9 protein-coding genes are annotated in these 13389 nt (G+C 55.7%); 2 read left to right on the top strand and 7 right to left on the bottom strand.

Features of this window, described 5'->3' with window-relative positions:
- Positions 1-76: 76 nt before the first annotated feature.
- A complete protein-coding gene (locus tag VGH19_11455; protein HEY1171978.1) occupies positions 77-1204 on the bottom strand; it encodes an App1 family protein in 1128 nt (375 codons plus the stop codon).
- Positions 1205-2819: 1615 nt separating this feature from the next.
- Between VGH19_11455 and VGH19_11450 the strand changes: the two genes are divergently transcribed.
- Positions 2820-5309 (top strand): hypothetical protein, encoded by a 2490-nt coding sequence (locus tag VGH19_11450; GenBank protein HEY1171977.1) that lies wholly within the window; start codon positions 2820-2822, stop codon positions 5307-5309.
- Between the two features lie 422 nt (positions 5310-5731).
- Here VGH19_11450 and VGH19_11445 read toward each other — a convergent pair whose 3' ends face one another.
- On the bottom strand, positions 5732-5956 hold the full coding sequence (locus VGH19_11445) for a hypothetical protein (protein HEY1171976.1): 225 nt from the start codon (positions 5954-5956) through the stop codon (positions 5732-5734).
- Between the two features lie 312 nt (positions 5957-6268).
- Here VGH19_11445 and VGH19_11440 point away from each other — a divergent pair, with 312 nt between their 5' ends.
- Complete coding sequence (locus VGH19_11440; GenBank protein ID HEY1171975.1) at positions 6269-6694, top strand: fibronectin type III domain-containing protein; 426 nt, start codon at positions 6269-6271, stop codon at positions 6692-6694.
- A gap of 296 nt (positions 6695-6990) precedes the next feature.
- Here the strand turns inward: VGH19_11440 and VGH19_11435 are convergent, their stop codons facing one another.
- From VGH19_11435 to VGH19_11415, 5 genes are all read right to left on the bottom strand, one after another.
- Positions 6991-10260: a DEAD/DEAH box helicase gene (locus VGH19_11435; protein ID HEY1171974.1), complete on the bottom strand. Its 3270-nt coding sequence runs from the start codon at positions 10258-10260 to the stop codon at positions 6991-6993.
- 361 nt (positions 10261-10621) lie between these two features.
- Positions 10622-10960, bottom strand: a complete 339-nt coding sequence (locus VGH19_11430) for a hypothetical protein (protein HEY1171973.1) — start codon at positions 10958-10960, stop codon at positions 10622-10624.
- A gap of 90 nt (positions 10961-11050) precedes the next feature.
- Positions 11051-12232, bottom strand: coding sequence for an aldo/keto reductase (locus VGH19_11425; protein HEY1171972.1), 1182 nt, complete (start codon positions 12230-12232; stop codon positions 11051-11053).
- A gap of 53 nt (positions 12233-12285) precedes the next feature.
- Positions 12286-12420, bottom strand: a complete 135-nt coding sequence (locus VGH19_11420) for a hypothetical protein (GenBank protein ID HEY1171971.1) — start codon at positions 12418-12420, stop codon at positions 12286-12288.
- Positions 12421-12483: 63 nt separating this feature from the next.
- Positions 12484-13389, bottom strand: coding sequence for a hypothetical protein (locus VGH19_11415; protein HEY1171970.1), 906 nt, complete (start codon positions 13387-13389; stop codon positions 12484-12486).

Below are 13389 nucleotides of genomic sequence, written 5' to 3'. Positions count from 1 at the left end.
GAACGCGCACTGTTTCTTTCCATGCCTCAAAAGGCAAGCCTGAAATCCCTCCATCCGGAACGCCATCCACCTTGAATCATCGCGCCTTTTCCTCCGCTTTTCCAGGCCCCAAATGCTTCACTTCGTCCGGATGCCCGAAAACCACCCACTTTCCTCGCGCAACCCCTTGGAAAGCCGCACGATACCTTTCTCCCTCCGCCCTATCTCCGGTCACATCCCGGATCAATATCCGATAGATCTGTTCCGGGTATTTGCGCGCCAATTCCCCATAGATTTCCGGATCATGCTCTCCCGAATCCCCCACCAGCATGAACTTCCGCTTGGGAAACCGCTCCAGCAACTTTCCAATCTCTCCCGGCTTGAACCCACCAGAACCTTTCAGGAACTCTACCCCGCTTCCATCCTTCAACCGGAACTGCCGCAGTTGAAATGTCCCCGCCGGATACCCATTCGCCGCACGAAACCTCTCCAAGTCGGGATACAACTGCCATGGACTCGCCGACACATAATGAAACACTGCCCCCTGCCCGGCCCATTCCGTATACATCTTAGCCATCCCTTCCGCCGCCATGAATTCCTTGCATAACGTGTTCCGCAACATGGCCTCGCGATCCCGCACCTCCGTCACCTTGATCGTATCATCAATGTCCGACACGACCGTCCACCCCTCCTCGCCGATGATATGCACCGCACCTTGGATGACACGCTTGTCCGCTACAGCCAGCTCCAACGTCACCACATTTGTGCCCGCAATCGATGGCACATTTGTTTGTCCCGCTGATTTCTTCAATCCGTTCAGCAGCCACCAGTCCACCACCACATCGCCCTTCGCATGCCCGTTAGCATCCGTCTTTCCCAAATCGATTGTCAGACCGTTGAATCCGATGCTCAGATTCTTTCCCCGCTCGTTATCCACCAGAAACCAGCCCGTGCGTTTCTTGAAAAAACCTTTCTCCTCCGCGCTCAGCTCCTCCAGCTTCATCCCAAGCAGCTTTTGCAACATCGCTGTGGATGCCCGTCTCGGCTCCTTCTCATACACCCATGCATGAAATTCGACGAACCACCCGTCACCCGTCGGATTCTTCCATCCCAGTGCCGGGAACAGGATCACCTCCTCATCCTTCTTCAGCTTGGTCGGCGTCTCGTCCCCCTTAGATAAATTCAGCACCAGAAAGCACAGGACTATGGCCAAGCATGACTTCATAATTTTTGCGCCTTCAGATAACATAGCAGAATTCATCCAGATCATACCCGTCTTCCCCGATACTCGCGAGCCGATAAAAACATCCTCGGCGTCCTCGCCTCAAGCAACGCTGCGATGGCAATGGGACAGGCGCCCTCGCCCGTTCACCCCAATCCGCAGCCGCCGACATCAGTCGGCCCTAACCTTTAACTCTCAATATCCGATGTTTCCCAACCCCTCCAATCAACTCTCACCCACCCACTATCAACTATTCATAAGCCCGTAGTGCAACTACCGTTCCCCTGAGTCGCCTTCCCATCTCGTCCGGTCAATGCTCCCTCTTCTCGATGGCATCCTGTCCTGCGGCACTCTAGCCACCAGTCCACACCTCCCAGATCCGACTCTCGCCAGCCACTCCACAAAGAAACGCAGTAACCCAATCATGGTAGGGCATCGTTGCCGCGATGCCCTGACTCTTTTCGTCAAGGCACCGTGATAACCACAACCCACCATCGCCGAAGCCCGAGACCTCTTCTCCCTCTCCCTTCAACAGGGAGAGGGCTGGGGTGAGGGTTGAGCACGCTAAGCGCTATCAAAACGCCCAGCAGCTTTCCCCGCCCCCTAAAGGGAAGTCGAACCTCGACCGACCTGCATTTCCTTAAAAGGAAATTATTTCAAAGAGCAATGAAACCATCCGACCCCTGTTAATGTATCTGGCCTATGGCTCCTCCTCACAGGGAGGCCAGACTCTGATGCTGTCCTAAACCCGGCTGGTTCCGCAGTGGGTACGGCAGTCGATTTTTCGATTGGAAGTCGAACTTCGACCGACTTTGGGATTCCCCGGTGAGACATAAATAATCCTACGCCCACCGACGTCCCGTTCCCCCTCCAGCTTACGAGCCCCGATCCAGCACCCGATACACCCTCAGATCCTGAAACAGGTTAGGGCGGTGGTGCTCCGCCGCCTGACCTTTTTCGCCAAGGCATCGTGATAACCACACCCCACCACCGCCGAAACCCACAACTCTCATTCCCCTCTCTTCCAACGATAGTTGGAGGAGAGGGCCAGGGAGAGGAGGCACTTAACTACCTCTTCTCCCTTGATGGGAAGCCGAACTTCGGCTGATTCCATAAGGCTGTCACCTCCCCGCCAACGCAGGACACATCGACACGAGAAAGCATCGCTATGCTTGATGACCTGGGATTTCGGCTTTCCTGTCCTCAATTCAAAACTTAAAACTGAGAACTTAAAATTACCTAAGCCCTTCCTTTACCAGCAGCGAGCTGCCAGCACTTAAATCTATCTCACAAACCCTCAAGAAAACCATCACTTTTCGCTAAAATTTGCAATGGAAACACAACCATTTGATCCCCAGTAAATTACAAAAAACGTCAATCGCGTAACTCGCATTTTAACTTATTTCTTATTGCGCGACAAAAGCCCGCAATTCGATACTCTTTCATCCCGTCACTGGAATTTGAGGGGCCTTGGAGCATGAATACAATCCGCGCATCCGTCAGGAAACTAGTTGAGCACGCGTTGGCCAATCCTGTTGGCCACGACTCGCAGGAGATTACTCGCACAGTCAAATTCAAGGTTCGCACCGCGTCAGGCACTCCACTTTATGAGGCTCTCATGACGCAATTCGATGCGTTACAAGATTTACGTCGGTCAGTGCTCAGAGAACTGGAACAGATGTGGGTAGAGAAGCCCGAAGATTTCTGGCGTATGGTCAAGGCGTCTCCCACAAACCCTTACGAGGATAAATCCGATTGTGTCGGCTGGTTACTCACTCGCTTTGTCACCGGCAAAAATTTTCCATCGACAGTGGACCGGGACACCATCACAGCCACTGTGCGCGATCTGGCTGGCAACCTGAAAAGCTTCTGCTCTCGGCGTGAAGGTCTCTGTGAAGAGTTCCGCGTCATTATCCAAAGCAATGCCAAACTGTGGCGGGAAGATTTGCCGAAGCTCGCTGCCGAATTGCAACTGACACATATCCCACCGGCCCCACCAGAGCCGGACGCCGCATCCCTTACCGCCGCAGACGTCGCTTCATATAATGACTGGGTGGGGCAATCGCGCGTTTGGTGCAATCTGATATTGTTGCAAAAGCACAAACTCAGCCGTGAAGACGCCTGCTTGCCGCGCAGCATCAAAGGCTATCCCGGTTTCGTTGGCAGTCAGCGTTATGCAGAGATCGTTCCTCTCACCACTGCCATTCAATCATTTTGGAAGGCGGGCCAAAACATCATGACGGCTCAATTAACTACTTTCCCCTCCGTCAGCGATTCCGTTTGGCTCAGTATCTTGGACCGCTTCTCTCCGCCCATTGAGACTTCTTCCATCACTCCGCTCAAGACTCTGACGCTCCGCCTGCACACTTTGGCGCGGTTACATCCAGACTGGTCGCCGCAAGCCATAGTTGCGGAAGTTTTTCGGGGCGTGGCCTGTTCCGTCGCTAAACTCCTTCGTCATCTCGAATCACGGAAATATTCTGACCGTCAAGCCGTCATCAAGCTGCTTAATCTGGTCAACAATTCGGTGAAGCTGGCTTTAGAACCATTGCGTCTGTCTGGAGACTACGTGTCTTTCTTCCGTGCGGACGTCCCTCGGCGTCAAGGATTCGGGGCCGTTCGCGGTGCCCTGCACGAAGCAGGTGATGAGAACGCCATCCTGCCAGTTCTTGGCTTTTCCCTCATGGACAATGGCACCGTCCGTTATCGGGCAGCTCTGGGCATGCGCCGTGAGGGTGGTCACGATGAATGGGCCTTTATCCTCAGCCATCCCAGAGGGAAGCCCATCGTCCTGGCGGAAGCCCATAAATCCGTCCGGGGACGTGTCATCACAGGCTGGACGGGGTTTGCCACGACCGGCGGCTCACGCAAGAAGGCCTTGTTTCGTCCCAAAGCGCTGGTGCGTAAACCGGTCTGGTCGGATGTGGATCATCCGCCCTTGGTGTTGCCGCTGGAGTTCGGCAAGCGTCAGGGCCGCGAGTATCTCTGGCACTTTGACCGTAGTTTGAAGAACACTGATTACTGGACCTTCACTAACGCCCGCCTCATACGGATACTCCCCTCTGGTTCGCGCTCTCGGGCTGAATATTTTCTCACTGTCACCATGCAGCGTGAAACCCCGCCTGTTGCCCAACCCCTGCCAGACAAACTGATCGGCGTTGACCGTGGCGAAGCCACTCCTGCGGCCTATGCGCTGCTCACCCGGCAGGGCAAGGTGTTGGCGGCAGGCAAGATTGCTGAGGAGTATCGGGAGCAGCAGCGCCGGTTCGACGAACAGAAACGCGTTCTGCAGAGCACTAAAGGCGGTTACCACCGCTCCTTAAAGACGAAGGAACGTAATCGCGCTTTATCTCTCTCGGGTGAGGTCACCCGCCATTTGCTTCATTTGGCTTCGGAACATTGTGCCCCCTTGGTCTTGGAGCGCCTCGGTTCCGGCCTCGCCACGCGAGGTGGCAGTGGCACACGCATGAGCCATATGCAGTACGAGCGGATTCTCACCAGCATCGAGCAAAAGCTGGCGGAAGCAGGTTGCTATGAGATGCCTGGTTCCGCCAAGTTCCGCAAAAACCAGAACCATTTCCTTTGGCTAGTCGGGCCCGCCTATACTTCCTCAACCTGCAGCGCCTGTGGCCATGTCCACTCCCGGGAGTTCTATGAGACTCTGGCTCATTCCCTCTCCCGCGATTCTGAGGGTTATTGGTGTGTGACCCTGCCTGAAGCTGGGGGCACACGCCGCTTGCCCGTAGATTATGCCTATTACGTCAGGGGCCAAGGGCTGAAAACGCGGGCAGTGGACGATCGGCTCGCTGAATTGCTGAAAGGCCGCGAGGTCAAATCGCTGCCTGCTGCTCAGTTCAAAATGCTGGCCAATCTTTTGATGAAAGCCTGGCTGCCGTTCCGGCCCAAGCAGGCCGTGTTCATTTGCCTCGCTTGCGGCACACAGGCAGATGCTGACGTGCAGGGTGCCATCAATATTGCTCGCAAGAGCCTCTTTGCTCTGGAGTATCCCAAACTGCCCGATGAAGCAGACGATGCCCGCCGGAAGAAAATGGCCGGTTTATGGTCCTCTTGGTATCGTCAACGGACCTTGGCCGGTTGGGGAGATTGACAGCGCTTGCTGAATACCTTACCTAAGCCTTGTTATTATTTACTTTTGCATACGGCACCTTTCCGCGAACCGGAATAGTTGTCACCTTGATTAATATTGGCTGGTTTAATAGGCGGTGCTGTTTGGGAATCAAGAAGTTGAGCCTTACACGTTTGCTCGCCTCAAAATTTCGAGGGATGTAAAAGATACTTCCTTTCTGATTGTTAAGATTAGGGCGTTTGCACGCCTCATAATTTCGAGGAATGCAAAAGTTTGCTCAGTGTCATATTTTCTCCGTTGTTCGTTTGCACGGCTCATAATTTCGAGGGAAGCAAAAGATGGGGTTGGGTGGTTAGTTATTTATCGCGCGTGCACGCCTCAAAATTTCGAGGGAGGCAAAAGCGCGACCTTCTCCAAGTCGGAGTGCTTTTCGTTTGCACACCTCATAATTTCAAGAGATGCAAAAGGTCAGTGTCATATTTTCTCCGTTGTTGCGCGTTTGCACGCCTGCCACAACCAAAGCCCAATCCAAGCGTAAAGCCAAACCCGTCGCCAACGGCCAAAGCTCCCCCCAATCCGAAGCCAACGCCGCCCACTACTACGTCATCAAAGACCAGCCCCCAGAATACAAAACCAAATAGCGCACGCAGAAACGTCCAAACTGGCATGAGCGCTGGAAATGTTAACCCCCTCTCCCCAAGGGAGAGGGCCGGGGTGAGGGGGAAGGCGATATCCTTAAGCAAATGCCACGTCCAGTTCTTAACCAACGCTTTCTTTTCCGGCTCTATGGTTCATGACCGTCTCTAGTCGAGGAACGAGACTCAACCTCTTGCTTTCGATGTTGGAAGTTGGGCGTTCGATGTTCGATGTTTCCCCGGCTCACCGCCTTTTTGGTCTGTTTTCTCTCCTAAAAAATTTCCCACTTTTCTTCCCACTAGGACAGCCGTTGTCCTACCCTCTCTGCCATGCTTCCCCGCGTTATGGGAAACATTGCTGATCTTGATCATCCGTATTCAACCGCGCTTTACCGCGCCAAACGCCTGCCCGGCTCCGTCCACCGTCTCAACGCCTCTGTGCTGTGCGACCGGACCCTCCTCCTGCGCTGGCAGAAGCCCAAGAGCAAAAGCTGGCTCACCGGCTACCGCGTCGAACGCACCCGCGAAGGCCGTGACTACGAACTGCTCGCTGAAACCACCAGGACCGATTGGTTTGTTTACGACCCACCCCCCGGCGAAGCCTGGTTCTACCGCGTCACCGCCTATAACAATCGCGGTGCCGGCCCTTTCCGCATGGTGATCCTCTATCGTCATGGCCGTCCCGCCGCTCCCGGCCAGGAACCCTTGCGCAACCGCATTCTGAACATCCCGGCCCTCCCCGGCATGAAAATCGACATCGACCTTGATTGACTGCTGGAATGCCCCTCACGAACCGTCTGTCCTCAGCGGGCCGTTTCTTCCTCAGTCGAGGAACGAGACTCAACCTCCTGCTTTCGATGTTGGAAGTTGGGCGTTCGATGTTCGATGTTTCCCAAGTAATAGGCCCGCCGGTGCAACCGGCTTTTGCGCCTTTTGCGCTTTTTTGCGGCCATCTCTCCTCCCCTCTAATTCGTGCAAATCCGTGAAACTCGTGTCTTTTCCCTTTCTTTCCCAAACAAAAAAGGCCGCACATCCCTGTGCGGCCTTTCGAATTCCAAAACCTATCCTCAATCCTCCGAGAACAGATACTCCAGATCCGTCTGCGACAGACTCCGCGCGAACCCTTCTTCGCCCAGCACGTCGCTGATCGTCTGCGCCTTGCGCTGTTGCAAGTCCCAGATCTTCTCCTCCACCGTGCCCGGTGCGATGAGACGATACGCGAACACGTTCCGCGTCTGGCCGATACGGTGTGAGCGGTCGATCGCCTGCGCTTCCACCGCCGGATTCCACCACGGATCGTACAGCACCACGTAGCTCGCCGTCGTGAGGTTCAAGCCCGTGCCCGCCGCGCGCAAGCTCAGCAGGAACAACCCGCCGCGCTCGTCTGCCTGGAAAGCATTCACCACTTCCTGACGGTCCTTCGTCTCGCCCGTGAGCAAGTGTGTGGCGATGTGACGGTTCACGCACTCCGCTTCGATGAGTTTCAACATCTGCACGAACTGCGAGAACACCAGCACCTTCTGCCCTTGCATGACCAATGGCTCAATCAGCTCGAACAACGTCTCCGTCTTGCCCGATGCGGAATCGTTGCCGACGAGTTGCGGATGGCAGCAGATTTGGCGCAAGCGCGTGAGCGCGGCCAGCACATGGATCTTGCTCTTCGCGAGCCCCTTCTCCGCCACCGTCTTGAGCACCTGCTCGCGGCTGCGACGCAGCTCGGCGAGGTAAAGCTTCCGTTGCGCTTCGCCGAGATCGCAATCGCGACGCTCCTCGATACGGTCCGGCAGATCCTTCGCCACCTGCTTCTTCACGCGGCGGATCATCAGCGGGCGCAAGCGCGCGGCCAAGCGACGGCGCGCCACCTTGCCCGACCACTCCGCGCTCTCACCCTTCGGCTCGTAACGCTCCACGAAATCCGCCTGCGTGCCGAGGTAACCCGGCTGGATGAAATCCATGATGCTCCACAAGTCGAGCAACCGGTTCTCCAATGGCGTGCCCGTCAGAGCCAGACGTTGTTCCGCCTGCAATTGCTTCACGGACTGCGTGATCTGCGCCTGCGGATTCTTGATGAACTGCGCTTCGTCCAAGACCATCGCGCCGAAGTCGAACTTCTGCAGCTCTTCCAGGTCACGGCGCAACAGCGCGTAATTCGTGATGATGATGTCGTGCTGCGGGATCTGCTTGCGCAGGTTATGCCGCGCATTACCGCTCTCCAGCACCAGCACCTTCATGTGCGGCGTGAACTTCTCCGCCTCACGACGCCAGTTGTGCAACACGGACGCCGGGCAGATGACCACCGCGGGCTTCGACTTCTTCGAACGCTCCTTGAGCCACGCCAGCCACGTCAGCGTCTGCAGCGTTTTGCCGAGACCCATGTCGTCGGCCAAAATACCGCCCGTCTTCATGTTCGTCAGATGCGCGAGGAATTCGAAACCTTCCTTCTGGTAAGGCCGCAACTCCGCCACCACTGACTTCGGCAGGTCGATCTCCGGCACCGCCTTGAACTCCACCAGCTTCTGCTTCAGTGCCTTCAACTGCGGCTGGTTCGCGAAAAACTCCATCGTCGTGTCAGACGCCTGGCTCGCGTGCAAGATGTCCACCTTCTGCGGCATCGCGTTCAGGCCATCCAGGCCGAAGTCCGCCATCGCCTCATGCGCGGATTGCACCGCACCCGTATCCAGCTCGATCCAGCCGCTGTCCGGCAGCTTCACGAAGCGGCCCGTGGCCGCCTGCAAGCGTTCGAGGTCCGCCTTCGTCAGGCGCATGCCTTCCGCTTCCCATTCGGCAGAAACGGACAACCAGTCGATGCCCGAGCCATGCAAGATCAGCTTCGGCTTCAAGCGACGCGGCGCGAGGAACAACCGTTGGAACGAGGGATTGCCGAGATATTCCGCCCCTTCCGGCTTATACGGCCAAGCCGTCGCCAGCGTGTGCAGGAAATTCTCATTCGCATCACCGATCCACAAACCGGGCTCCGGCGTGAACCAGTCCAAGCGACGCAACCACGCCACAGCGGGATCAAGGCGCGGATCATCCAGCAACTCCGGCTTGTCATCGCTCTTGCGAACGTGCTCGCCATACGGCTGCCAGTCATGCCCGCTCCACTGCCATACGGAACCGTCCTTTTCACTGCGCGCCAGCAGGCGCAGGCGCACCGTGTCATCGCTCAATTCAAACGTGAATTGCGGGATGGCCGCGTGCGTATCGCACAGCTCCTGCCAAGGCAACGCCCCACCTTGGGCCGAGCCCGTATTGCGCAGATGCTTCAGCAAGCGATGCGTCAGCTTCTTCACCGGCAGCACCGGATTCTTCAACCAGTCACCCAGCAACGCCGAGGACGGCGCATTGCGCAGCAGATAGAAACTTCCCCCCACCAACGCCAGCGAAGGCGCACCCGCAAAGAATTTCGCCTCCTTCAACGTCAGCTTCTCACCCGAAGGCAACGAAAGCTGCTGCGTGAACGACAGATCAATGTCGTTGTTCAACAGATGCGGCGTGAGATCCACCAGTTCACCATGGAACTCCAGACGATGCGAACCATCCAACAGCTCCAAGCGCTTCGTATTACCCCACCGCGTGAGCCACTGCACCAGTTCGAGGCCGTTCAGCGAGATCGTCCCCATGTCCGCCGCCCGGGCAGAATACAGATCAGACAACCACGTGATGAACTCCCAATCTTCCGTCGAGAAAAGCTCCTGCTCATGCGCCGCGCGCGTGGTCAGTTCGATGATCTCTTCTAGCGAACGCACTGTCTCACCCGAACGCGGCCGGTTCAGCACCAGCTCCACGCGCAAGGTATGCAGGGAAGGCGTCTCCGGCACCACCACCGGCTCGCACATCACGCGCACCCGCGCACGCGGCGAATCCAAGTGGCTGACTTCCTTCGGCAAGAGCCAGCGCTCCAGCCTTTGCACAAGGGCATTTTCCTTCTCCGCCTGCTCTAGCTCGGCAAAGCGGTCAAAGTTTGCATGGGAGATCAGTTCCGAGGGCAACGGACGGTTCGCCTTCAGGAACAGCATCGCCACTTCTTCGAGGCGGGCTTCGCCCTTGGCCCCGACCAGACGCGGCCACCACTCCTCGCTCGGGAAATCCTTGCGGGAGAGGGACAGCTTCTCGAAATAGTCTTCCAGGATGAGCCAGGCCCGTTGCGGATCCTGACAGGCGGAAAAGCTCTTCAGTATCTCGCTACGTTCCCCGACCGCGACTTTGGAATCGGACAATTCCCGGCGGAGATCGGCCATCGCGCCATAGGTTTTGTCCAGCACCGTATGGTGCGCATCATACCGCGTGGCCCCTGCCGAGCGCGGACTGCCAGTTTTCTTTGCTACTCTTGCCATTGCCAAAAAATGCTCTTTCAGCCCCCAGTACGGGAGCCCTTTATCACCACCTTAAAACGCCTTTGGGGTCAATCAGAATGTTTTTTGAAAACAGGTTGTTTGGGCTTGATTTCCTCCTAAATCCTTCGCGAAAAACCTCACCAGAACCCACCTCCACAGCAGGAAAAACAACCCACCACAGCTTATCCTCCTTCTAAACTCGCCGTTTGTTTCTGCACTCCTGTTTTCTCCCCACTCCCGCAGAGACACCCGACAATAGCCCAGCAATTTGTCGCTCGGGTTTCGATATGGAAATGGAAAAAAGTCCCGTCAGGGACGAAGAAAAGCGAAGCTGCTCCCAGCTTCGACACCCCATGAAGTTCTAATTAAAGAGCATCTTGAGCTTCACCAGATCAACCCCCAGATACTTCACCCTCTCTGTGCTGATAATCTTGTCATAGTGATTAAACACAAGCACTACCCCTTCCCTCTCTTCGTGAACATGGTAGACAGCATCTTCCATCAGTTGCCGTTGTGTGGGTTCCTTTTCATAATCGATGCCATATCTGTGCTTCTTATACGGTTCAGGCATCAAAGGCTCAACCTCCGCCCAGGTCATACCAACTTTGTATCTCTCAGGCTTCAACCACTCCCTCAGCACAAACAGCAAAAGCAAACCGCATATGATGCAGAAGACGTATTTAAATTTTAGTTTCCTCATAACCTGAGGCTCTCAAAATACTCACCCCATCCGCATTCCCCATAGGCTGCCCGACCCGAAACCAGAAACCCAAAACTCGAAACCAACGCCCTAACTCTGGCTCAACCGCTTCACCGGCGCCTCAAACAACATCTCATGCGCCTCCCTTAAAACTCCGGGAATCTTCTCCGCAAACGGACTCTTCGCCAGCACCGGCTTCATCACTGTATCCGAAAACTCCGCCGCCGTATTCCCCGGGAACCAATGGTCCCCCTGCCCCAGCAAGTTGTAACGCATCTTCCCCCAGCCCGTGATATCCAGCGCCTTCGCGTAAGTCCACAGGCGCAGGATCTCCAGCACATTGATATCACCCGGCACCTCGAAATATTCCGGCAACTCTTCGGACCACCGCGCACACCAATCCGCCCCATGCACCCGCTCCAGTTCCGCGCGCAACTTCTTCTCGATCGGCGCAATCACCTCCGCCGCCTTGTCGTAATGATCCAGCATCTGGATATGGTCATCGAAGTCCGATGGCCTTGCCGCGCCGCAGCTCAGCGTATGCACCTCCGTCCGCGCCAGACAGTAGAGGCTGTTGAACTGCATCGGTGTCAGCGGCGCGCACATCTGCACCAGCTTCGGCGGCGGCGCATACAGCTTCCCGCCCTTGTCATTCGGGCTGATGATGAAGACGCCCATATCGTGCTTCGTCGCCGCCTGCACCGCCTTCCAGTTCAGGTCATTCACGAAATACCAATGCAGGTTCACGTAATCGAACTCCCCGCAATTGATCGCATCCACGATCACATCCGGCGTCGCATGCGTGGAGAACCCGATATGTTTCGCCCGCCCCTGCTTCTGAATCTCCTTCGCCACCGCCAGACACCCATTCTTCTTCAACGAAAACTCCAACAACTCGCGATTATTGATCCCATGCAGCGACAGTAGATCGACATGATCCAGCTTCAGATACGCCATGGACTTCTCGAACTCTGCCAAAAACTCCTTGGGATTCGCCCGCGGGGGCACCTTCGTCTGCACGATGATCTTGCTGCGCGGCAGCTTCGGCAGGACATCGCCAAGTTGCATCTCCGATGTCCCATAATGCCGCGCCGTCTCGATGTGATTGATGCCCAACTCCAACGCGCGATGAATCGTCGCCTCCAGATTCCTCTGGTTCTCCGCCGGGATATCCTGCGGCTTCACATCCTGCCACTTGAACTGATACCGCATCCCGCCACACGAGATGACAGGCATCGCCAGTTCCGTCCGACCAAAGCGACGATATTTCATCGCGCCCACACTAGAGGACAGACCTCCTGCGGTCAAACGAGGAGCCGCAACCTTCAAAGCGTCCTTGCCTGCTTCCGCTTCTCCTTCGCAAAGAACTCGATCCGGCTTCCCTTGGGCAATCCCGCTATCAGTAAGCTCTTGGAAAGCGTATCCAAACTGCGCTCACCATCGAATAGCAGGAAATCCATATACGCATACTGCTCCCCCATCGCCCCGCCAATAGATATCCCGCTATCCTCCGCAGCCAATGCCTAAATGGCGGCATCCTCAAATCGACCACGTTCATCCACCTCATTTCCCGCAGACAATATGGCCCGGTCAAACTGTACAAACACAAAATCAGCTCCCGTGTTTGGCAAGGGATTCTCCATCTCGTCACCTGCCGACCAGTGCTCGTTTAATAATATCAAATTTCGTGTGGAGCCGGCAAAAATATCACCGCGAGGATAATCTCCGCCAGCCTCACGTTGATAACTGCTCCACGATTCCACCGGCGAACACTTCTTCCACTCATGCTCCCTTTCAACTTTTTGGATAAACAAGCAGAGTTCCGCAATAGGCATGGCCTCCTTCAATCGATTGTCTGAGAAAGCGATTTCACCGATCCAGTTCTGCGTGCCAAATTCTCCCAGCACCTCATCCAGCATTAGAAACAGCACGTGCCAGCGTTCCTTTTCAGACAAAACATCGAAGAGCGGATGCCAAATGGAGACATCTATTTTTTTGTCATCATGGTTCAGATTTGGCTCAAGCCAGAATTCCTTGGGATCGAACTCCTTGCCACCCGTTTTCATTCTCCAACCGAACGGCTCAGGCGAAGCCTGACGTGACGCATAAAAGGTCCAGCCTTTCAACTCAGGCGCCTGCGTGCGCCAGTATTCAGTCAAAAACTGCTTATGGATGTCTCCCTCGCCTGACACCGTAAAAGAATGCCCTTTGCCTTCGGCTCCTGGTCCAAAAACCCATGCAAAGCCGGGGATCAATTCATTTACTTTGCTGCTCACTTCTTCCGCAATCGGGGTGGTACCCTGCTTAGTTTCACAAACGGCGTAATACCGGTCAGCAACACTCGCATACCATTTCCAAAAATTCTTCACCCTCGTCTTGAACGTTGGTTCCTCCCCCTTGCCGGCAAATCGTTTGAAAAACGACATCAT

Source organism: Verrucomicrobiia bacterium, assembly GCA_036405135.1.
Lineage (GTDB): Bacteria > Verrucomicrobiota > Verrucomicrobiia > Limisphaerales > JAEYXS01 > JAEYXS01.
The sequence above is the reverse complement of the archived record's forward strand: the minus strand, read 5'-3'. Positions and strand labels throughout refer to the sequence as shown.

Excerpts from the sequence above, each read along its gene's own strand:
- VGH19_11455 (HEY1171978.1), bottom strand. The coding sequence starts at position 1,204 with ATGAAGTCATGCTTGGCCATAGTCCTGTGCTTTCTGGTGCTGAATTTA.
- VGH19_11450 (HEY1171977.1), top strand. The coding sequence starts at position 2,820 with ATGACGCAATTCGATGCGTTACAAGATTTACGTCGGTCAGTGCTCAGA.
- VGH19_11445 (HEY1171976.1), bottom strand. The coding sequence starts at position 5,956 with ATGCCAGTTTGGACGTTTCTGCGTGCGCTATTTGGTTTTGTATTCTGG.
- VGH19_11440 (HEY1171975.1), top strand. The coding sequence starts at position 6,269 with ATGGGAAACATTGCTGATCTTGATCATCCGTATTCAACCGCGCTTTAC.
- VGH19_11435 (HEY1171974.1), bottom strand. The coding sequence starts at position 10,260 with ATGGCAAGAGTAGCAAAGAAAACTGGCAGTCCGCGCTCGGCAGGGGCC.
- VGH19_11430 (HEY1171973.1), bottom strand. The coding sequence starts at position 10,960 with ATGAGGAAACTAAAATTTAAATACGTCTTCTGCATCATATGCGGTTTG.
- VGH19_11425 (HEY1171972.1), bottom strand. The coding sequence starts at position 12,232 with ATGAAATATCGTCGCTTTGGTCGGACGGAACTGGCGATGCCTGTCATC.
- VGH19_11420 (HEY1171971.1), bottom strand. The coding sequence starts at position 12,420 with ATGGATTTCCTGCTATTCGATGGTGAGCGCAGTTTGGATACGCTTTCC.
- VGH19_11415 (HEY1171970.1), bottom strand. The coding sequence starts at position 13,389 with ATGATGTCGTTTTTCAAACGATTTGCCGGCAAGGGGGAGGAACCAACG.